Genomic DNA, 20,992 nt, shown 5'->3' with positions numbered 1-20,992 from the left:
GTCGCCGCGGCTCACGGCGCCTTGAAATGTTTGGAGAGCTTCAGGTCCTGGCCCTGGTAGTTGGAGCCGCCGACCTCGCCATAGACGAGCTTCGGCTCCGCCGACATCGGCTCGTAGACGAGGCGGCCGATCACCTGCCCGTCCTCGAGAATGAAAGGCACGTCATGGCTGCGCACCTCGAGCACGGCGCGGCTTCCCGGCCGCCCTTGCGCGGCGCAGCCGAAGCCGGGATCGAAGAAGCCGGCGTAATGCACCCGGAACTCGCCCATCGCCGGATCGATCGCCATCATCTCGGCCGAAAGATGCGCGGGGATGCGCAGCCGTTCGCGCGAGGCGAGAATGTAGAACTCGTCCGGATCGAGAATGAGCTTGCGGCTCGCGCGCAGCGGCAACCGCTCCCAATAGTCCTCGATCGCATAATGATCGACGAGATCGACGTCGATGACGTCGGCGTGCTTCTGCGCGCGATAGCCGACGACGTCTCCCGCCAGACCATCGAGCGCGACGCGCAGGATCACGCCGTCGCGCAAGGTGAGATCTCCGTCGACGAGCGGCGCGCGCGCATGCTCGGCGGCGAGAGCCGCGTCGGCGAGCAGGAGATCGGCGGCGCCCCGGCGGCGAAAGCGCATCTGATCGAGCCGCGAGCCCTCGTGCACGCGCACGCTGAAGCTGCGCGGCGACACCTCCGCGTAGAGACGGCCCTCATAGCCGGCGGCGACATGATCGAAAATTTCGGTGTCGTCGGTGATGAGGCGCGTGAAGATGTCGAGCCGGCCGGTCGAGCTCTTGGGATTGGCGACGGCTGCGACATCGGCGGGCAGAGCGAGGCTCTCCTGCAATGGGATCACATAGACGCAGCCGCGCTCGAGCACGGCGCCGCGGCCGCCGAGCGCAATCTCGTCATAGGAGAGCTCGGCGAGCAGCGCCTCGACGCTGCGGCCCTTGCCCGGCAGAAAGCTGGCGCGCACGCGATAGGCCTTGGGCCCGAGCCGCAGATCGAGGCTCGCCGGCTGGCGCTGGCCGTCCTCGATCGGCCGAGTGGAGACAATAGCGCCGGCGGCGGTCAGCTCGGCGATCTGCTCGCAGGAGAGCACGCCGAAAGAAGCGGGATCGGCCATCTTTAGGGATGGCCGGCGGGCAGATAACGGATCGCGGCGAGGATCACGCCGACGGCGACGACCATGACCGAGCCGAACCAGATTTTGAGATCGCGCTTCACGAGCTCGATGTCGGCCTTCAATTCGGCCTTCGTCGCGGCGAGGTCGGACTTCGTCGCGAGCTCCTGGCTCGTGGCGTCGGCGAAAGCTTCTGCGGCCGCGGTCGCCTGGGCCTGCGTGAATCCGCCGGCCTCGAGCTTGCGGGCGAATTTCAGGGTGTCGAATGCGACCGCGCTCATCACGTATCCTTTCCCGAGCGCTTTGAAATATGGCTCGGCTACGCCTTCGCGTCCAGCGCGCGATCAGGCTTTCGGTGAGCTGACGTCAGGCCCGCGCCGCCATCGCCGGCACCGAAAGTAAGAGCTGAGCTGAATGGAAATGGTCGGAGTGAGAGGATTCGAACCTCCGACCCCCTCGTCCCGAACGAGGTGCGCTACCAGGCTGCGCTACACTCCGACAGGCGGGCCGTATCGGCCGCCGCTGGTGACGGGCTTATAGCTTCACGCTTCTTCGCCTGCAACAGCTGTTTGCGCTTCTCGGCCACTCGTTCGCTCGAGCCGCACGAAGGCGCAATCCGCCTCGTCCTCGGCGGCGCGCGGCGGGGTGAGGCGCTCCGTCTCGCGCCACTCGCGGGGATCGAGCGCGGGAAAAATCGCGTCGCCCTCGACCGTCAGCGCCACCTCGGTCAGATGAATCACATCGGCCAGAGGCAGAAAGGCCGCGAAAATCTCGGCGCCGCCGGCCACGGCGGCCTCCTGCGCGCCCATCGCCAGCGCCAATGATTCGGCATGACGCAGCGCCTCCTGCGGCGTGCGCGCCACATGGGCGCCCGCCGGATGGAAGGACGGATCGCGCGAGAGCACGAGAGTCTCGCGCCCGGGCAGGAGACGGCCGATCGAATCGAAGGTGCGCCGCCCCATCAGCAGAGGCTTCCCCCAGGTGAGCTCGCGGAACCGCTTCAGATCGGTCGGCAGCCGCCAGGGGGTCCGCCCCCTCGCCCCGATCACGCCGTTGCGCGCCGCCGCGACCACGAATGTCAGTGTAGGCGTCAAGGCTTCGCTATCCTTCCGTTCGATTTTTAGCCATCGGCTCTTTGCCTCTGCGGCTACGCATTCCTATATATGACGCGCCCGAGCGATTCCGCGCCGCGGGCCCCACGTTCGAGGAAAGACATGTCGTTGCGGACATCGCACCTTAAATCCTTGTCGGCGCTCGCTCTGGCCGCGCTGCTGGCGCTCGCGCCGGCGGTCGGCGAGGCCAAGATGGGCGGCGGCATGAGCTCCGGCAGCCGCGGCTCGCGCAGCTTCTCGGCTCCGCCGGCCACCAATACCGCGCCGCGCCCGGCCGCGCCGATGCAGCGATCCTATGAGACGCCGCAGGCTCAGGGAATGAACCGTCCCGCCTTCAATCCCGCTCCGTCGCCCGGCATGGGCTCCTTTGGACGCGGCCTGCTCGGCGGCCTCGCCGGCGGCCTGCTCGGCGCGGGCCTCTTCGGCATGCTGACCGGCCACGGTCTCGGCGGCGGGCTCGGCGGCTTCGCCTCCATGATCGGCCTGCTGCTGCAGCTGGCGCTGATCTTCTTTCTGGCGCGCCTCGCCTTCCAGTGGTTCGCCGGCCGCAAGCTCGCCGGGGCCTTCGGCGGGACCGGCGGCGCCGGCCCGCGTCCGGGCGGCCCGGGCTTCGGCTTCATGGGCTTTCCCGGCGGCGGCGGCGCGCAGACGCCGGAGCGCAGCGCCCCTATTTCTCTGTCGCAGGCCGATTTTCCCGCTTTCGAGCGGCTGCTCGGCGAGACTCAGGAGGCCTATAGCCGCGAGGATGTGGCGCGTCTCGATGCGCTGACGACGCCTGAAATGGCCTCTTATTTCGCGGAGGACCTCAAGTCCAACGCGCGCGAGGGGGTGGTCAATCGCATCTCCGGCGTGAAGCTGCTGCAGGGCGATCTCGCCGAGGCCTGGCGCGAGGGCGGCGACGAATATGCGACTGTCGCCATGCGCTTTTCGCTCGTCGACCAGTTCGTCGAACGGGCCACCGGCAGGGTGGTGCGAGGCGACGCGACGCCGACGCAATCGACCGAAGTCTGGACGTTCCGCCGGCCGGCGGGACGCGGCCCGGAGGCTTGGCGCCTCTCGGCCATTCAGCAGACGACCTGAGACACCCATTCGAAGATCGAGCGCCCCTCCCCCGAGAGGGGCGCTTTTCTTTTTAAAGAAGCGAGCCTGAAGGCTCGCGGTCCAAACCCGGGCCCTGGACCGCGAGCCTTCAGCCTCGCTCTTTCATTGCAACGAGAGAGTGGAGCCCGGCGCAGGGCCGGGCTCCTCGCTTCATCTTCAGCGGCTCTGCTTGGGCGCCGCGCCGGAGCGGCCTTTGCTCAGGGGCTTGCTCGGGATATCGCTATAGGGCGCGCGGCCATGCGTTCCCATCGCGCCGCCCTGCGGCGCGATCTTCGGAGATTGCACAGACCGGCCTTCGGCGCCGCCGCTCATGGCGGCGAGGGTCGCACGCGGCTGTATCTCGTTCGAGCCATGCGGCCGTTCGAGCGAACGGCCGCCCTTGATTCCGCGCTGATGATACATCTCCTTGCCCCGCGGCGAATAAGCGCTGCGTCCGCTCTTCGGCACATAGATCGAACGCCCGCTTCTCGTCACGCAGCGCCAGTCGCCGCTGCGCCCGACGATCAGGCGGCCGCCTTGCCCCGCGCAGCGCGCCGACATTCCGCGCGGCGCATAGGCCGAGCGGCCGGTGACCGAACGATGCGACGAAGAACTCCATTTCTGCTTCTGCGCGGGACGGCTCCCGCTCTCGTAACGGGTCGCGGCGGCATATTTCGCCTCTTTGCCTGACGGCGCTGCGCCGGCCTGGCCAACCAAAACGAGCCATCCGAGCGCAGCCGCGCCGATCGTCAGTGTCTTCATGAGGTTCATCTGCACACTCCGGATCGCGAGCTCCACGAGAGAGTCCGCGGCGCCCCCCAGGGCGTCCAAACGCGAGGGCCGCCGCTTCGGTTCCCCCGGATGTCGCGCGGCCGGTGCGCGCACAGCCTCGCCCGAGCGGGCGACGACGGCGCGATTGCAAGTGGAGGCGACGCTACCTATAGTCCGCGCCAATTCCGGCCGAAGACCCACGCAAAGAGCCGGATCAGCCGCGCCCAAGGGAAACGAGAACGTCATGCTGGAAGGCCTGCGCATCGCCTCGCAACATCGGATCGGCCGCGTCATTCTCGGCATAGTGATGGGCTTCATCGCGCTGAGCTTCGCAGTCTGGGGCATAGGCGACGTGTTCCGCGGCTTCTCGACCAAAAGGCTCGCCAAGGTCGGCTCGGGCGAGATCACCGTCGAGGCCTATCGCGGCGCTTATCAGAACGAGCTGCGCCGCCTGCAGCAGCGCGCCCGCCGCGCCATCACCAATGAGGAGGCGCGTCGTTACGGGCTCGACGAGCAGGTGCTGCAGCGGATGATCACCGAGCTCACGCTCGATCAGAAGGCGCGCGCGCTCGGCCTCGCCATCGGCGACCCCGACGTGCTGAAGCTCGTGCGCGACGAGAATGTGTTCAAAGGCCCGACGGGCAAGTTCGACTCCGACCGCTTCAAGCAGATTTTGCGCGACGCCGGCTATACGGAGCGCAGCTTCCTCGCCGAGCAGAAGAGCGGCTATGTGCGTAAGGAGCTGACCGATTCGGTCGTCGGCGCGATGGAGCCGCCGCAGCTCGTGCTCGAGGCGCTGCACCGTTTCCGCAACGAGGCGCGCGACGTCGATTATTTCGAGCTGCCGGCCGCCGCGGCCGGCGAGATCGCCGCCCCCTCGGAGGAGGAGTTGAAGAAATATTTCGAGGATCGCGAGCAGAGTTTCCGCGCCAAGGAATATCGCAGGCTCGTCATTCTCGCAGCGACGCCGGCGAGCCTCGCCAAGCCGCAGGAGGTCTCCGAGGAGGAGGCGCGCAAGCTCTATGACGAGGTCAAGACCAAGCGCTACGGAACGGCGGAGAAGCGCCATCTGCGCCAGCTTCTGTTCGCCGCCAAGGACGAGGCCGATGCGGCGCTGAAGCGGCTCGAGGGCGGGCTCTCCTTCGAGGCGCTGGCCACGGAGCGCAAGCTCGCGACCAAGGATATCGACCTCGGCCTGCTGGAGGCCAAGGACCTCGGCGAGATCAAGCTGTCCGACAAGGTGTTCGCGCCGGAAAAGCCCGGCTTCGTCGGCCCGGTTCAGACCGCCTTCGGCTACGCCATTCTGGAGATCGAGAAGATCGTCCCGAGCGTCGTCACGCGCAGCTTCGAGCAGACGCGCGACGAATTGCGCGGCGAGATCGCCCGCGAGCGGGCGGCGCCGCAGGTTCAGAAGGTCCATGACGCGATCGAGGACCAGCGGGCCGGCGGCAAGGCGCTGGCCGAAGCGGCGAAGTCGCTCGGGCTCGAGGTCGTGGCCGTCGAGGCGACCGACGCGAGCGGCCGCGACAAGGCCGGCCAGGAGATCCCCAGCGTCTTCGGCTCGGAAGATCTGCTCAAGGCCGCCTTCGCCTCCGACGTCGGCGTCGACAATGACACGGTGGCGACGCGCGACGGCGGCTATCTCTGGTTCGAGGTGGCGAAGGTCGAGCCGGCGCGCCAGCGCAGCTTCGAGGAAGCCAAGCCGAACGTCGAGATCGCGGTGCGCGAGGAGCGGCTGCAGAAGGCGCTCGCCGCCAAGGCCGACGCGCTGGCCGCGGAGCTGCGCGCCGGCAAGACGATCGCGGACGTCGCCAAATCCGCCGGTGCCGAATCGCGGCGCGCCAATGATGTGAAGCGCGCGCCCAACCCGGCGATCCCCAACGCCGCGATCATCGCCGTCTTCGACACGCCCGTGCATGGCGCGGGCTCGGTGGCGGTCGACGGCGGCCGGCTGGTGTTCCGCGTCGAGAATGCGACGACGCAGCCCTATGACGCGAGCTCGCTCGAGGCCAAGGCGGCGGCGGAGCAGATGAAGCCCGCCTTCACCAACGACATTCTCGAGCAATATGTCGGCGCGCTGGAGAAGATCTACAACGTCAGCATCAATCAGAAAGCGCTGGAAGCCGCGACCGGCGGAGAACAGGACCAGTGAGCGAGGCGCCGTTCGAGCCGTCCTTCGAAGCCTTCGCGGCCGAGCACGAGGCGGGGCGCGCTGCGCTCGTCGTCACGAGGCTCGTCGCCGATCTCGAAACGCCGGTCTCGGCCTATCTGAAGCTCGCGCGCGAAAGAGCTGGGAACAGCTTCCTGCTCGAATCGGTCGAAGGCGGCGCCGCGCGCGGCCGCTACTCGATGATCGGACTCGATCCCGACGTCATCTTGCGCATCGACGGCGAAAAGGCCTCGATCAACCGCCGCGCGCTGCAGGAGCGCGAGGCCTTCGAGCCCTGCGACGCGCCGCCGCTCGACGCGCTGCGCGCGCTGATCGCCGAATCGGCGGTCGACCAAGCCGCGCATCTGCCGCCCATGGCGGCGGGCGTGTTCGGCTATCTCGGCTATGACACGGTGCGGCTGATGGAGCGCCTGCCGCCGGCCAAGCCGGATGCGCTCGGCGTTCCCGACGCGATCCTGCTGCGCCCGACGGTGATGGTGGTGTTCGACACGGTGCGCGACGAGATCATCGTCGTCACGCCGGCGCGGCCGCAGCCCGGCGTCGCGGCGAGACCCGCCTATGAGGCCGCGCTCGCGCGTCTCGACGCCGTGGTGGCGACGCTGGAGACGCCGCTCGACCAGCGCGAGACCCAGGCCGATCCGCTGCTGCTGGCGCAAGAGCCCGTATCCAACACCGCGCCCGCGCGCTTCCTCGAGATGGTCGAGCGCGCCAAGGACTATATCCGCGCCGGCGATATTTTTCAGGTCGTGCTGTCGCAGCGCTTCACCGCGCCTTTCGCTCTGCCCGCCTTCGCGCTCTATCGCGCGCTGCGCCGCGTCAATCCGGCGCCCTTTCTCTGCTTTCTCGATTTCGGCGGCTTTCAGATCGTCTGCTCCTCGCCCGAGATTCTCGTTCGCGTGCGCGAGGGCAAGGTGACGATCCGCCCGATCGCCGGCACGCGCTGGCGCAGCCCCGACAAGGCCGAGGACGAGCGCCTCGCCGCCGATCTGCTCGCCGACGAGAAGGAGCGCGCCGAGCATCTGATGCTGCTCGATCTCGGTCGCAACGACGTCGGCCGCGTCGCCGCCACCGGCACGGTGAATGTGACCGACAGCTTCGCCATCGAGCGCTACAGCCATGTGATGCACATCGTCTCCAATGTCGAAGGCGCGCTCGATCCGGCGCATGATTGCATCGACGCGCTGGCCGCGGGATTTCCCGCCGGCACGGTGTCCGGCGCGCCGAAAGTGCGGGCTATGGAGATCATCGACGAATTGGAGACCGATAAGCGCGGGCCCTATGGCGGCTGCATCGGCTATTTCGGCGCCGGCGGCGAGATGGACACCTGCATCGTGCTGCGCACAGCGCTCGTGAAGGACGGCGCGATGCATGTGCAGGCGGGCGCCGGCGTCGTCTACGACAGCAATCCCGACTACGAGCATCGCGAGACGGTGAACAAATCGAAGGCGCTGTTCCGCGCCGCGGAGGAGGCCGTGCGCTTCGCTACGCGGGCGCGGCGCGGGCAGTAGCGATGACGCGAGGACGATTGCAAGCAAAGGCGTCCCCTTCTCCCACTTGTGGGAGAAGGTGGCCCCGCGAAGCGGGGTCGGATGAGGGCCCACGCCGCCACAGCGATCTCGCAATTGTTCACAGAGGCGCAAACCGGAGGCGCCCTCATCCGACCCGACTTCGTCGGGCCACCTTCTCCCGCGAGCGGGAGAAGGAGCGCGCGTCGAGAGTCGTGGTTCGCGTCGACGCACGCGGCGAAAGAGGCTCCGCTTGACCGAGCACGCGAGCTACGACGAGGCCGACGATCCGCATCGGCCGATCCGCGTCGGCGAGGCGAGCGTCTCCAACGAAGCGACGCGTTGGGGCCAGCTGCTCACTCTGTTCATGCGCGTGATGGCGTTGTTCTGGCTGGCGCAGGGCGTGATGCAATGGAGCCTCATGCTCACATCCGCGCAGCCGATCTTCGACTCTCTGCCGACCCATGTCGCGATCGCCATCGTGTTCTTCGCCGTGCTCGATCTCATCGCCGGCGTCGGCCTGTGGCTGGCGACGCCCTGGGGCGGCGTGCTGTGGCTGCTGATCGCCAGCGCGCAGATTTTCGTGACGACGACGTCGCCCGGCTTCTTCTTCGGCGGCTATTGGCTCGTCGGCTTCGATCTCGCGCTCATCGGCCTGTATTTTTTCCTGACCTTCGAAGCCGGGCGCGATTATGAAGCGCAAAGGCTGCGCGAGAAGCGCCGCCGCCGCCGTGCGCCCGAAATCGAGGTCGCCGAGAGCCGCGCGCAGCGCTGGCTTCGCCACATGCGCGAGACGCTGGCGAAGCTCGATCGGCTGTAAGCCGCGCCTCGTGCAAATAAGCGACAAAGTGCGAAAAATTCGAGTGAATCTATTTACCGCGACTTCACCGCGCGAGCGGTAGTGGAGGTAAACGGCGGATTCAGACTGTTGCTTAAAGCGGTCTTCATTCGCGCCCTCTAAGGTCCGCCCATGATCAGACCGGAGCTGAACTTCCGGCGCGAATAGACGAGACGGAGCTTGATCAATGAATACGGCGTCGAAAACCGAAGCGGCGCAGCTGCGCACCGACAAGATCAACGAGATACGGCCGATCTATCTCGAGTCGCTGACCTTGGTCGAGCGTCTGCATCGCCGGCTGCTCGATGTGATCAAGGACGAGTTCGATCGTCGCAATCGCGGCGACGTCAATTCCGTGCAGGCTCTGCTGCTCTACAATATCGGCGACAAGGAGCTGACCGCGAGCGAATTGCGCACGCGCGGCTATTATCTCGGCTCCAACGTCTCCTACAATGTGAAGAAGCTCGTCGAGATGGGCTATCTCCACCATGCGCGCTCGCGCATCGACCGCCGCTCGGTGCGCATCAGCCTCACGCCCAAGGGCAAGGAAGTTCATGATATCGTCGCCGCTCTCTACGAGAAGCATGCGACGACGGTCGAGCAGATCGGCGGCGTCTCCTCCGCCGAGTTCCGCACCGTCAACACGGCCCTGACGCGCCTCGAGCGCTTCTGGACTGACCAGATCCGCTATCGTCTCTGACGCCCCTCCCCCTCCAGCGCCTTCTCGGGCGGTCGCCGCGCAAGCGTCGATCGCCCTTTTTTCGTGTCCGCGAAGTCTGATATGAATCGCAGCCTTCCCACCTGCGGCGCCGCGCCGCGGCTGATGGACTGCTTCGCTTCGCTCGCAATGACGGCCGCTGCGCCGGAAAGGCAAACATGCGCTGGTCGATCACGCTCGGCAGCTTCAAAGGCACGGCCGTGCGCATCCATGTCACTTTCATCCTGCTGCTGGCGTGGATCGGCTTTTCCGCCTATCGCAGCGGCGGACTGGAGGCGGCGCGCGACAGCGTGCTGTTCATCCTGCTGATCTTCACTTGTGTGGTGCTGCACGAGTTCGGCCACATATTGACGGCGCGCCGCTTCGGCATCGTCTCGACCGAGGTGACGCTGCTGCCGATCGGCGGCGTCGCCAATCTCGCGCATATGCCGGAGAAGCCGGCGCAGGAGCTGCTCGTCGCCATCGCCGGGCCGATGGTCAATATCGCCATCGCCATCGCGCTGTTCGTCGCGCTGGGGACGTTTCATCCGGAGGCGCTGACGCAGCTCGACGATCCGCAGCTCGGCCTCGTCCCGCGCCTCGCTGCGGCCAATCTGTTCCTCGCCGTGTTCAATATGATCCCGGCCTTTCCGATGGACGGCGGCCGGGTGCTGCGCGCGGCGCTGGCGCTCTGGCTCGATCGCGCCAAGGCGACGCGCATCGCCGCCTCGATCGGCCAGATCTTCGCCTTCCTGCTCGGCTTTCTCGGCCTGTTCGGCAATCCGCTGCTCGTGTTCATCGCCATTTTCGTCTACATGGCCGCGGCCGGCGAGGCGCAAATGACGGTAGCGAGCGAGGCGACGCGCGGGCTCGCCGTCGCGGACGCCATGGAGACGCGCATAGCGGCGATCGACTGGGGCGCCGATCTTTCCGAGGCGGTCGACATTCTGCTCGCCACCTCGCAGGAGGAGTTTCCGGTGGTCAATGGCCCGCGCTTCATGGGCCTGCTCGGCCGCGCCGACATCATCGAGGCGCTGAAGAGCGAAGCGCGCAGCGCGCCGATCGCGCCCTATGTGCGCCGTGATCCGCCGACCGTCGACCGCGACGCGCCGCTCGACAAGACGATCGAGAGCTTCGGCGAAGCGGCGGCGATCGGGGTTTTGGGCGAGGATGGCGCGCTGGTCGGGCTGTTGACGCGTCAGAGCCTCGCCGAGATCGTGCTGATCGCCAATCTGCGGCCCGACTGGCGGCTGGCGCGGCGCAGCCGGGGGTGAGAGGCGAAGGCCCTCGCCGCCTTCCCCGCACCCCCGGCCCCATGCCATAACCCGCCGCATGTGGAGCGCGACCCTTCTCACCCTGTTCCCCGAAATGTTCCCCGGCCCGCTCGGGCTGTCGCTCGCCGGCGACGGACTCGCGCGCGGGGCCTGGGCGCTGGAGGCGCGCAATATTCGCGAGCATGGGCTCGGGCGCCATCGCGCCGTCGACGACACGCCGGCGGGCGGCGGCCCCGGCATGGTCATGCGCGCCGATGTGCTGGCCGCCGCCATAGACTCCGCCGCGCCGCCCGGCGATACGCGCCCGCGGCTGTTGATGAGCCCGCGCGGCGCGCCTTTGACGCAGGCGCGCGTGCGCAGCCTCGTCGCCGGCGAAGGCGTCGTCATTCTCTGCGGTCGCTTCGAGGGCGTCGACGAGCGCATCATCGAAGCGCGCGCGCTCGAGGAAATTTCGATCGGCGATTATGTGCTCTCGGGCGGCGAGATCGCGGCCCTGGCGCTGATCGACGCCTGCGTGCGGCTGCTGCCCGGAATCATGGGCGCGGCGGCGTCCGGCGTCGAGGAGAGCTTCGAAACGGGCCTATTGGAATATCCGCACTACACCCGCCCGCGCGAGTTCGAGGGCCGCGCGATCCCGGAGATTCTGCTGTCAGGCGATCACGCCAAAATCGCGAAATGGCGCCGGGACGAGGCGCTGCGCCTCACGCGAGAGCGCCGGCCGGAGCTGCTGAAACGCGACTGAAGGGGCGCTCCCTTCTCCCGCAAGGCGCACGGCTGTCCGGGGAAGTCAGGCATAGTTCAGAACCAGCTGCCTGGGGGACGCCAGCCGCCGGGCGGCCTGATATTTGGACGGCGGCCGATCAAGTCGACTGATCGGCCGTCGCGTGAAAAGGAACCTGCCGGCGAGCTCCGAGAACCGCAGATGCGCGAGTTCGATATCGTGGCGGTGGGCGGCGATGCGCAGCAGCACGAAAGCGATCATCGCCGCGATCAGCTGCAGCCGCACGGCGTTCTCGTTTTCGCCGAGAAACTTGCGGATGTTGAGATGCTGCTTGATCCAGCGGAACAGCAGCTCTATGGCCCAGCGCGCCTTGTAGAGCGCGGCGATCTCGACCGCCGAACGCGTCATGTCGTTGGTGATCACGACGATCAGCTGCGGCTTGCCGTCCTTCAGCGCATCGCGTTGAATATGAAGGCGACGCAGCGGCATGGGCAGTTTCGAGTCGCCCTTGCTGGCGAGCTCGACCTCGCAATCCCTGAGCACGGTGTAGCCTTCGCCGCGCGTCTGCGGCATCTCCCGATCCGCGAGGTCGGCGAGGCGGGTGTTGCTCTTGGGGCGCGTGACGAACAAGGCTCGGGCCTCGTGAATGTCCCTCCACCATTTGAAATCATAATAGCCCTTGTCGAAGACATAGGTCGCGCCGGCCTCGATCGGCGTCTTCTTGCCGATCTCGACATCGTTGACATTGGCGGGCGTGACCTCGACGCAGAAGGGGCGGTCGACCCCGGGATCGTAGACGACGTGCATCTTCATGCCGTGGATGCGGCCGTTCGAGCGGGCGAAGTCGTGGAATTTGCTCAACGGGATAGGCGTCGAATCGATGAGGCGCAGCAGCTCGGCGCCGTCGCGGCGCGTTCTGCGGTCGAGTTCGCAGGAGAGGCGCGCGAAAAGATCGGCGAAGACGCCGACGGGCCGGCGCGCATTGGCTTCGGCGAGGGTGGAGCGGGCGATCCTGCGGACGCCGAGGTGATAATGGGAGCCGCTGTTGGCGTTGAAGGCGGCCTCGAGGCTGCGCAGGCTCGTTTCGCTGCCGAGCTGAGCGGCGATCAGGACGACGAGATGATCCCAGCTCTTGAAGGATTTGTCGTAGGCGTCGCCCTTGTGGCGCGCGACGATTTGGCCGAACGCGCGACGATCGATCGGCTTGAGCAAGTCGACAAAAACGCTATTCTGGAAGCGCATGTCTGGTCCTTTATTTTCCAGTCTCGACAACCGGAAAATACCCCGAAACCTTCGGAAGTACCAGGCATGCGCCCGCGACTTATCGACTCATTCCCCGGACAGCCGTGCGCAAGGCGGGAGAAGGGAGCGCGACCAACCTTTCCGCTAAACCATCACCGTGTCGGCACCGGCGTGCCGCTGCGGTAATCGTAGAAGCCGCGCTGCGTCTTGCGGCCGAGCCAGCCGGCCTCGACATATTTCACGAGCAGCGGACAGGGGCGATATTTCGAATCGGCGAGCCCCTCGTGCAGCACCTGCATCACCGAGAGGCAGACATCGAGGCCGATGAAATCGGCGAGCTGCAGCGGGCCCATCGGATGATTGGCGCCGAGCCGCATCGCCGTGTCGATCGCCTCCACCGAGCCGACGCCCTCATAGAGCGTGTAGATCGCCTCGTTGATCATCGGCAGCAGGATGCGATTGACGATGAAGGCCGGAAAATCCTCGGACACCGTCACCGTCTTGCCGAGCTCGCCGACGAATTGCTTGGCGGCCTCGAAGGTCTTGTCCTCCGTGGCGATGCCGCGGATGATCTCGACCAGCTGCATCTTGGGCACGGGATTCATGAAGTGAATCCCGATGAACTGCTCCGGCCGCCCGGTCACCGCGGCGAGCCGCGTGATGGAGATGGACGAGGTGTTGCTGCCGATCATCGCGCCGGGACGCAGAGCCGGCCCCAGCGCGGTGAGGATGCCGCGCTTGACCTCCTCATTCTCGGTCGCCGCTTCGATCACGATATCGCTATCGGCGAAAGCGGCGAAATCCTTCGCCGGCCGGATGCGCGCCATGGCGGCGTCGCGATCCCCCTCGACGAGCGCGCCCTTCTCCACCGCGCGGGAGAGATGCGCCGAAATATCGTCTATGCCGGCGGCGATGCGCTGCTCCGACAGATCGTTGAGCGCCACGTCGAATCCGGAGAGGGCGCAGACCTGGGCGATGCCTTTGCCCATCTGCCCGGCGCCGACGATGCCGACCTTGCGAATTTCCGAGGCCATTTCTTTGCCACCACAGCCGAGAATGCTCTCGCCTCACGAAGCGGAGCCGCTTCTTTCTTCAGTATAGCGCGGTACCGGCCAGTCTGAAAACCGGCGGATTTCGCCCGGCGCCGAGACGCCGGGCGCGACGCCTCACCGCCCGGCTTTCGCCAGCTCGGCGTCGAGCTCCTTGAGCGCCGGAAAGAGATCGGCGACGAGGCCGAAATCGGCGACCTGGAAGATCGGCGCCTCCTCGTCCTTGTTTATCGCGACGATCACCTTCGAATCCTTCATTCCGGCGAGATGCTGGATCGCGCCCGAAATGCCGACGGCGACATAGAGATCGGGCGCCACCACCTTGCCGGTCTGGCCGACCTGCAGATCGTTCGGCGCATAGCCGGCGTCCACCGCCGCGCGCGAGGCGCCGATCGCCGCGCCGAGGCGGTTGGCCACCGGCTCGATATATTCGGCGAAATTCTCGGCGCTGGCGAGCCCGCGCCCGCCGGAGACGATGGTCTTGGCGGCGGTCAGCTCGGGCCGCTCGGACTTCGCCAGCGCCTCGCTCTTGAAGCTCGACAGCGCCGGATCGGAACCGGCGCCGATCGCCTCGATCGCCGCCGCGCCGCCCTCGCCGGTCGCGCCGAAGGAGGCCGTGCGCACGGTGATAACCTTCTTGGCGTCCTTCGACCGCACGGTCTGAATGGCGTTGCCGGCGTAGATCGGCCGCTCGAACGTGTCGGGCGCAACCACCTTGATGATGTCGGAGACTTGCGCGACGTCGAGCAGCGCGGCGACGCGCGGCAGCAGATTCTTCGACGAAGAGGTGGAGGGCGCGAGAATCGCGTCATAGCCGCCGGCGAGGCCGACGACGAGCGCCGCCAGCGGCTCGGCGAGCTGATGGCCATAGAGCGCATTGTCGGCGACCAGAACCTTGTCGACGCCCGAGAGCTTCGCCGCGGCCTCGGCGGCCGGGCCGACGCCCTCGCCGGCGACGAGAACATGCACGCCGCCGCCGATCTGCAGCGCCGCTGTCAGCGCCTTGGCGGTGGCGGGGGCGAGCGCGGACCCTTGCGTTTCCGCGACGATCAGGACCGTCATCTCACAGCACTCCCGCAGTCTTGAGCTTCTCCAGCAGCTCGGGAACCGAGCCGACCTTGATTCCAGCCTTGCGCGCCGGCGGCTCCGCCGTCTTCAGCACCTCGAGGCGCGGCGCGACGTCGACGCCGTAATCGGCGGGCGTCTTGGCCGCCACTTCCTTCTTCTTCGCCTTGATGATGTTCGGCAGGCTGGCGTAGCGCGGCTCGTTGAGGCGCAGATCGGTCGTCACCACCGCCGGCAGCTTCAGGCTGACGGTCTGCAGGCCGCCGTCGACCTCGCGCGTCACATCGACCGAGCCATCGGCGATCTCGACCTTGGAGGCGAAGGTGCCCTGGCCCCAGCCGAGCAGCGCCGAGAGCATCTGGCCGGTCTGATTGCTGTCGTCGTCGATCGCCTGCTTGCCGAGGATGATCAGGCCGGGCTGCTCATCGGCGGCGATCTTGGCGATGATCTTGGCGACGGCGAGCGGCTCGACGGTCTCGTCGGTCTTCACGTGAATGGCGCGGTCGGCGCCCATGGCGAGGCCGGCGCGGATCGTGTCGTCGGCCTTGGCCGGGCCGATGGAGACGAGCACGACCTCGGTCGCCTTGCCCTTTTCCTTGAGGCGCAGCGCCTCCTCGACGGCGATCTCGTCGAAGGGATTCATCGAGAATTTCACATTGGCGGTGTCGACGCCGGACCCGTCCGCCTTCACCCTGATCTTGACGTTATAGTCGACTACCCGTTTGACGGGCACGAGAACCTTCATCGCGCAACTCCCGGCGAGATTGACGTTCGTCTCGAATGTTCGAAAAATCGAGCCGCCCTTCGAGCGCCGCGCCAGCACGAAGAAACGTCGCTCCGTGGCGCGGAGCGCGCGCGGAACGCTCGGATAATGCTCTGGTAACCTCGGCGTGCAGCGCTGTCAAACCCCGGAGACGCTCCGAACCTCGCCAATGTCGTCGCCTCACCCCCACGGCCCTCGGAACGGGATCGGGCCGAACCAGCGCACGCCCCGGCGCTTGAACAAAGGCGTCAGCGCCAGCCCGGCGAGAATGCCGCCGACATGCGCCCACCAACCGACCTGCCCCTGCTCATCAGTCAAGGCGTTGAACAACTGGAACAAAATCCAGGTGCCGACGAACAGCGAGGCGGGCGCGTGGATCGGGATGATCCCGGCGACGAGGCCGAAAATGGTCGAGCGTGGATAGAGCAGGATGAAGGCGGCGCAAACGCCCGAGATCGCGCCCGAGGCGCCGACCAGCGGATGCAGCGTCATCGGCGCGCCATAAGCGAACAGCAGCCCCGCCGAGACGCCGCAGAGCAGATAGAACAGGAGATAGGGAAGCGAGCCCATCCCGTCCTCGACATTGTCGCCGAAGACATAGAGAAAAATCATATTGCCGGCGAGATGGCCGAAGCCGGAATGGAAGAACAGGCTCGTCACCACGGTCCAGTCGGGGCCGGGCGTGACGATCCAGCGGGCGAGCTCGGCATGGCCGAACAGCACCGCCGGAATGAGGCCGAAACCGCGGATCACCGTGAGCGGATCGCCCAGCGAATCGCTGAACACGGCGACGAAGACGGCGATGTTGATCACGATCAGCGACCAGTTGACGATCGGCCGCCGCACATATTTCAGCGGGGCGTCGTCGTGTAGCGGCAGCACCATCGAACTTCTCTCCCCACCGCGATCTTTTCGACGCCGCCGGACAGTTATAGCGCTGTCCGAGCTCTGGCCAAGACGCGGGAGAGGAGCGGACGCGCGACCGAGACGGCGAGTCCGCGCAGGCCCGCGATGTCGAAGAGCAGCGTCGCGCCGCAATAGACGAAAGCGCCGACGCCGATCTGCAGGAGCAGCGTCGTCGCGCCGGGGGCGAGCTGGCCGAGCGGACGGACCGCGACGATCATGGCCCCGGTGGCGACGACGGAAGCGAGCATGTCGCGCAGCCGCGGCCATTGCGGCGCCGTGCGCGCGGCGAAACCGACGAGCGCGGCGAGCGCGAGGATATAGGCGCCGCATTGGGCGATGGCGAAGCTCGAGGCGTCGGCCCCGCGCGGCAGCGCCAGCGCGAGAACGAGGCCGGTGACCACGGCCACCGCGGCCGCGCCGATCAGCGGCGCGGTCTTCTTCTCGATCTGGAACACCGGGTTGACGGCGAATTGAATGAGACCCATGGCGAAGAGGCCGGGCAGCAGCAGATCGAGATAATGGCCGAACGGCCCGCGGAACTGCGCCGGCACGATCAGCTCCTCGATCGAGGGCATTGTGAGCCAGATTCCAGCGCAGGCGGGCGCCAGAAAGGCGGCGACGATGGTCATGTTGCGGGCGATCTGCTCCTTGGCCTTTGCTGCCCCGTGCCGCTCATGGGCGGCGACGGCGATCTGGAACAGCAGCACGTCGAGCGCCGAGCCGAGCGCATAGATGGCGCGAATGCCGAGGTCATAAGCGAGCGAGAACTGGCCAGTCTCGGCGAAGCCGTAATAGGTCGCGACCAGCGCGCGCACGGCGAGCGGCACGGATTGATAGAGCATGTTGGCCGCGACGATCGGCGCGCTGTAGGAGACGAGCGTGTAGGCCGTGTCCCGGCGGGCGCCGCGCGGCGAGGCGCCCGGATCGGCGAGCGAGGCGCGCGCCGTCAGCACGGCGCCGAGAAGGCTGGCGAGGCTCCCGGCCAGCGCCATGCCGGCGGAATGAAAGACGAAGGCGCCGCCGCCGGTGAGCAGCAGAGCGAGAATATTTTTCGTCAGCACCACGCGGCCATAGAGTCGATCCTCGAAACGGGCGCGCAGCAGGGCGGTCGAGTAATCGAAGAGGCCGTTGATCGCCGCGGTCGCCAGAGCGAGCGCGATCAGCGCGTCGCCGAGCGAGAAATCCGGGGCGAGGAGAAGGAAGAGGCCGCCGCCGAGGACGAGCGCCGCAGTTATGGCGAGAAAGGCGAAATCGAGCGTCGAGCGGATCGCCGGCTCGGCCTCGCGCACGCGCGTCGAATAAAAGCGCGTCGCGGCGAGGCGCATCCAGTCGAACAGCGCGGTCTGGATGACGACGCCGACGGCGAAGGCGAGGGCGAAGCGGCCATATTCCTCGGGGCCGAGAAATTTGGCGACGAGGAGGCCGATCAGGAAATTAGCGATGGTGTTGGCGAGGAAGGCGGCGAGAACCTTCAATTCGGCTATCCCGTGCTCACAGGCCTGTCGGAACGACTCCGAAATCGACGCAGCGGCGCGGGCCCTCATCCGACCCCGCTACGCGGGGCCACCTTCTCCCACGAGTGGGAGAAGGAGCGCGCCCCTGGATCGAAGCTAACCGATCAGTCGCCAAGAAACCCTTATCGCGCCGAAAGGGCGCGTCCTTCTCCCGCTCGCGGGAGAAGGTGGCCCGACGAAGTCGGGTCGGATGAGGGCGCCTCAGGATAGAGGCGAACGAAAAAATCACCCGACCCGGCCGGCCTCGCTCGCCTTCGGGACCTCGATCAGGCGTCCCGTGCCGACGTCATAAATATAGCCGTAGATCGGGATATAGGCGGGAACGAGCGGATGCTCGCGGATGCGCTGCACATCCTGCAGCACGCTCTCCTCCTGCGATTTGATCGTGTGCCAGCGGATGAAATGGCCGCCCGAGCAGCCGCCGCCATGCTTGGGATTGGACCAGTTCGCGCCGTCGAACGCCGCGGTCTCGAGGCTGTCGTCGAGCAGCTCCGCCATCACCTCGTCGCTGAACAGCTCCATGCCGCAATTGGTGTGGTGGATCACGAACCATTCGAGCGTGCCGAGCAGCTTGTGCGAGATCACCAGCGAGCGGATGGCGTCGTCGGAGGCGCGGCCGCCGGCGTTGCGGATCACATGGGCGTCGCCCTCGGAGAGCCCCGCATATTTGGCCGGATCGAGACGCGCGTCCATGCAGGTCAGAATGGCGAAGCGCCGCGCCGGCGGCAGCGCGAGCTTGCCCTTGTCGCCGAAAGCGGCGACATAATCGGCATTGGCCGCCAAGACTTCCTGAAGAATTGTCATTTTGTCCTCCCTCGGGCGCGACCGCCCGCGCGGATTTTTTTAAGGCGCGGCCTCGAGCGGGGTAAATGCGTAATTTTCATAGGGTCATGAAACTTCTTCATGCCTCGCGATAGACGACCAGCATCAGTCCGGCGAGCATGAATCCGAGGGGCCACAGCAGGCCGGCGACGCGCCCGGCGCGGCCGGGCAGACGGATCTCCAGCCAGCGCGCCGCGGCCGAGGCGACCCCGACCAGCGCCAGCGGCGTATGGGTGATCTCGATCAGGAACTCCTGCTTCACATCGGCGATCCCGTGCGAATGGGCGAGCAGCAAAGCGCCGCCGAGCCCGGTGATGAGCGGAAAGGCGAGCGGCGCCCAGGGCGCCGCCACCTTCTTCGTGCGCACGCGCCATTCGAACAGGCCGAAGGCCACGACGAGGAGCAGGAAGATGCGGTGCTGGGCGATCTCGGGATCGCGCAGGCTCTCGATGAGGCCGAGATCGCCGAGCGGCCACACCGCCTCGTCGGCGCGCAGGAACAGGAAGCCGGCGAGGCCGAGCATCAACAGCGGCCAGTGGCGCGCCGCCGGCGCGGCGCGGCGCCAATGCTCGACGAGCGCCAGAAAACCCATGGCCAGCACGAACAGGCCGGCGATGTGATGATTATACTCCGACCAGGCGATGTCCTCGGCGTTGCGGGCGACGGCGGCCGCGGCGACGACGGCGGTTTCGCCGGCCTGCACATCGGCGGCGTCCGGCGCCGGCTGCGCGACCGAAAGCGCCGAATGATCCGGACTCTCGAACCGGATCGGCCATTGCGGCGTCACCCTTTCGATGATCTCGGCGAGACTAACGCGGCCCAGCGGCTGGTCCACGGCTGGCGGCAGCGAGGAGAGCGACGCCGCCGCCAATATCGCCGTGAGGCCGAGGCCGATCTCCGCCTCGGCGAAGCGGCGCAGCCGCAGGCCCGTACCCGCCCGGCCCAGCCGCCGGACGGCGACATAATTGCACGCGCCGAGCGCCAGCAGCCCGGCGAGCAACGCCCCTTTCGCACCCACCATGACCCCATAGGCGAGGCCATAGAAGGCTTCGAGCGAGCCGATATAGACGCCGGACATGGCGAGCCCGCCGCCAAGGACGAGAGCGGCCCCCGCCATGGAGACGCGCGAGAAGCGCCGGCCGACGATGGCGCGCGCCTCGTCGTCGCAGCGGGCGAGCGCCAGCAGAAAATAAGGGATGCCGCCGATCCACAGCGCCGCGCCTGTCAGATGCGCGAATTCGGCGAGCGCCAGCCAAGGCGGGCTCTCGATCCGGCTCACCGCATGGGTCGTCCCGAGCCGCGCGGCGAGCAGCGCCGCGGCCGCGAGGACCAGCGCGCCGCGGGCGCGCGTGCGGCTGGCGGCGGCGAGCAGCAGCGCCGGGGCGAGCGCCAGCGCGTCGGCCTTCACCGCGTCGGCGGTCATCGCCGACGCCGCATCGAGCTCCAGAGTCTCGATCAGCATCAGCGAAAGAGCGGCGGCGTCGAGCGCGACGAAGGCGACGAGCGCCAGCGCGCTCCAGAAAATGATGGTTCGCACGCCGGCGGCGATGGGCGCGCCCGCCGCGCCGAGCCCGGGCAGGACCAGCAGCAGAAAGCCGACGCCGCCGGCGCCGAGCGATTGCGCGGCCGAAATCGCGCCACGCAGCAGCACGCTGAGAAACCCGTAAATCTCGATGAACTGCTGCATCGCGTCAGCGCGTCACGCGAAAGGAGATGTCGCCGCGCGTGATATGGCCGTCGACGCTGAGCACCTGCCAATGCAGCTGATAGACGCCCTGCTGCAGATCGCCGAGATGGGCGCGCACGGCGTCGGGGGTGTGCGCCTCGACCAGCGGCAGCACCGCGCTGCGCAAATCCGGGCCGATGACCAGCACGCGCGACCGCTTGGCGTCGATGCGGCAATTGAAGCGCAGTTCGATGGGAACGTCATGACTGGTGACGAGCTGCGCCTCGCGCGGCGTCGAATCCGAAAGAACCGCATGGGCCTTTGCAGGCAGGGAGGCGACGAGCGTCCAACAGACGATCGCCGAGCCGAAATCCCGACAGAACCGCATGCCCCCTTCCCCACCCGTTTCATGGCCGAAACAATAGCGCGCCGAGCCGGCCTGTGCTCGGCTTTTTTGCGGGCGCCCGGGCGGAGAAATACGCGCTTACTTTTTGAACACGTCCTCGGCGGCGGCGAGCGAGGCGGCCTTGGCCGCCCGGGCCCGCTCCAGTCGCTCGATCTCTAACCGCAACAAAGCGATACGCTCGTCGAACTCGGCCAGCGAGAGGGCGTCGAGCGACTGGCCGAGGCGATGTGACGCAGCCCCTTTGTCCTGCGGGCGCGGGCGTTCCTCGTCCTCCAT

21 protein-coding genes and 1 tRNA gene are annotated in these 20,992 nt (G+C 67.2%); 7 read left to right on the top strand and 15 right to left on the bottom strand.

Features of this window, described 5'->3' with window-relative positions; all coding sequences use genetic code 11:
- Positions 1-11: 11 nt before the first annotated feature.
- The 4 genes from CQW49_RS20375 to CQW49_RS20360 all read right to left on the bottom strand — a co-directional run bounded on the left by CQW49_RS20375 (position 12) and on the right by CQW49_RS20360 (position 2,209).
- Positions 12-1,118, bottom strand: coding sequence for a 2'-deoxycytidine 5'-triphosphate deaminase (locus CQW49_RS20375; protein WP_003611599.1), 1,107 nt, complete (start codon positions 1,116-1,118; stop codon positions 12-14).
- Between the two features lie 2 nt (positions 1,119-1,120).
- Positions 1,121-1,396 carry a hypothetical protein gene (locus CQW49_RS20370; RefSeq protein ID WP_003611601.1) on the bottom strand — a complete coding sequence of 92 codons (276 nt, stop codon included), beginning with the start codon at positions 1,394-1,396 and terminating at the stop codon, positions 1,121-1,123.
- A 140-nt stretch (positions 1,397-1,536) separates the two neighbouring features.
- A tRNA-Pro gene (locus CQW49_RS20365) sits at positions 1,537-1,613 on the bottom strand.
- Between the two features lie 44 nt (positions 1,614-1,657).
- Complete coding sequence (locus tag CQW49_RS20360) at positions 1,658-2,209, bottom strand: dihydrofolate reductase (RefSeq protein WP_003611603.1); 552 nt, start codon at positions 2,207-2,209, stop codon at positions 1,658-1,660.
- 120 nt (positions 2,210-2,329) lie between these two features.
- Between CQW49_RS20360 and CQW49_RS20355 the strand changes: the two genes are divergently transcribed.
- Positions 2,330-3,307: a Tim44 domain-containing protein gene (locus CQW49_RS20355; RefSeq protein ID WP_003611604.1), complete on the top strand. Its 978-nt coding sequence runs from the start codon at positions 2,330-2,332 to the stop codon at positions 3,305-3,307.
- Between the two features lie 177 nt (positions 3,308-3,484).
- Here CQW49_RS20355 and CQW49_RS20350 read toward each other — a convergent pair whose 3' ends face one another.
- Positions 3,485-4,078 carry a hypothetical protein gene (locus CQW49_RS20350; protein WP_003611607.1) on the bottom strand — a complete coding sequence of 198 codons (594 nt, stop codon included), beginning with the start codon at positions 4,076-4,078 and terminating at the stop codon, positions 3,485-3,487.
- 244 nt (positions 4,079-4,322) lie between these two features.
- On the opposite strand from CQW49_RS20350, the gene CQW49_RS20345 reads away from it, so the two are divergent.
- From CQW49_RS20345 to trmD, 6 genes are all read left to right on the top strand, one after another.
- On the top strand, positions 4,323-6,230 hold the full coding sequence (locus tag CQW49_RS20345; protein WP_003611609.1) for a SurA N-terminal domain-containing protein: 1,908 nt from the start codon (positions 4,323-4,325) through the stop codon (positions 6,228-6,230).
- Entirely contained in the window at positions 6,227-7,756 is a 1,530-nt protein-coding gene (trpE, locus tag CQW49_RS20340) for an anthranilate synthase component I (protein WP_003611611.1), read from the top strand. The genes CQW49_RS20345 and trpE overlap by 4 nt, the downstream gene beginning before the upstream one ends.
- 250 nt (positions 7,757-8,006) lie before the next feature.
- Entirely contained in the window at positions 8,007-8,573 is a 567-nt protein-coding gene (locus CQW49_RS20335; RefSeq protein WP_003611613.1) for a DUF6163 family protein, read from the top strand.
- Between the two features lie 205 nt (positions 8,574-8,778).
- Positions 8,779-9,291, top strand: a complete 513-nt coding sequence (gene ldtR, locus CQW49_RS20330) for a transcriptional regulator LdtR (protein ID WP_003611615.1) — start codon at positions 8,779-8,781, stop codon at positions 9,289-9,291.
- A gap of 176 nt (positions 9,292-9,467) precedes the next feature.
- Entirely contained in the window at positions 9,468-10,562 is a 1,095-nt protein-coding gene (locus CQW49_RS20325) for a site-2 protease family protein (protein ID WP_003611617.1), read from the top strand.
- Between the two features lie 58 nt (positions 10,563-10,620).
- Complete coding sequence (trmD, locus tag CQW49_RS20320; protein WP_003611619.1) at positions 10,621-11,304, top strand: tRNA (guanosine(37)-N1)-methyltransferase TrmD; 684 nt, start codon at positions 10,621-10,623, stop codon at positions 11,302-11,304.
- Between the two features lie 45 nt (positions 11,305-11,349).
- On the opposite strand, the gene CQW49_RS20315 is transcribed toward trmD, so the two are convergent.
- The 10 genes from CQW49_RS20315 to CQW49_RS20270 all read right to left on the bottom strand — a co-directional run bounded on the left by CQW49_RS20315 (position 11,350) and on the right by CQW49_RS20270 (position 20,992).
- The gene (locus CQW49_RS20315; protein ID WP_024749448.1) at positions 11,350-12,525 is read right to left on the bottom strand and encodes an IS4 family transposase; all 1,176 of its coding nucleotides are present in this window, start codon (positions 12,523-12,525) and stop codon (positions 11,350-11,352) included.
- A gap of 152 nt (positions 12,526-12,677) precedes the next feature.
- Positions 12,678-13,559 (bottom strand): 3-hydroxybutyryl-CoA dehydrogenase, encoded by an 882-nt coding sequence (locus CQW49_RS20310; RefSeq protein WP_003615756.1) that lies wholly within the window; start codon positions 13,557-13,559, stop codon positions 12,678-12,680.
- A gap of 132 nt (positions 13,560-13,691) precedes the next feature.
- Positions 13,692-14,636: an electron transfer flavoprotein subunit alpha/FixB family protein gene (locus tag CQW49_RS20305; RefSeq protein ID WP_003615758.1), complete on the bottom strand. Its 945-nt coding sequence runs from the start codon at positions 14,634-14,636 to the stop codon at positions 13,692-13,694.
- Between the two features lies 1 nt (position 14,637).
- On the bottom strand, positions 14,638-15,384 hold the full coding sequence (locus CQW49_RS20300; protein WP_003615760.1) for an electron transfer flavoprotein subunit beta/FixA family protein: 747 nt from the start codon (positions 15,382-15,384) through the stop codon (positions 14,638-14,640).
- 198 nt (positions 15,385-15,582) lie between these two features.
- A complete protein-coding gene (locus CQW49_RS20295; protein WP_003615762.1) occupies positions 15,583-16,287 on the bottom strand; it encodes a rhomboid family intramembrane serine protease in 705 nt (234 codons plus the stop codon).
- A 44-nt stretch (positions 16,288-16,331) separates the two neighbouring features.
- Complete coding sequence (locus CQW49_RS20290; RefSeq protein ID WP_003615764.1) at positions 16,332-17,783, bottom strand: lipopolysaccharide biosynthesis protein; 1,452 nt, start codon at positions 17,781-17,783, stop codon at positions 16,332-16,334.
- Positions 17,784-18,047: 264 nt separating this feature from the next.
- Positions 18,048-18,626 (bottom strand): beta-class carbonic anhydrase, encoded by a 579-nt coding sequence (locus CQW49_RS20285; protein WP_003615766.1) that lies wholly within the window; start codon positions 18,624-18,626, stop codon positions 18,048-18,050.
- 97 nt (positions 18,627-18,723) lie between these two features.
- Entirely contained in the window at positions 18,724-20,331 is a 1,608-nt protein-coding gene (locus tag CQW49_RS20280; protein ID WP_024749449.1) for a CopD family protein, read from the bottom strand.
- Between the two features lie 4 nt (positions 20,332-20,335).
- Positions 20,336-20,698, bottom strand: a complete 363-nt coding sequence (locus CQW49_RS20275) for a copper resistance CopC family protein (RefSeq protein WP_003609421.1) — start codon at positions 20,696-20,698, stop codon at positions 20,336-20,338.
- 96 nt (positions 20,699-20,794) lie between these two features.
- Entirely contained in the window at positions 20,795-20,992 is a 198-nt protein-coding gene (locus CQW49_RS20270) for a DUF1192 family protein (protein ID WP_003609423.1), read from the bottom strand.

Origin of the sequence: Methylosinus trichosporium OB3b, assembly GCF_002752655.1 — a bacterium.
In the GTDB taxonomy this organism is placed as follows: domain Bacteria; phylum Pseudomonadota; class Alphaproteobacteria; order Rhizobiales; family Beijerinckiaceae; genus Methylosinus; species Methylosinus trichosporium.
Note: the sequence above shows the minus strand (reverse complement) of the source record. Positions and strands in the feature narration are given on the sequence as shown.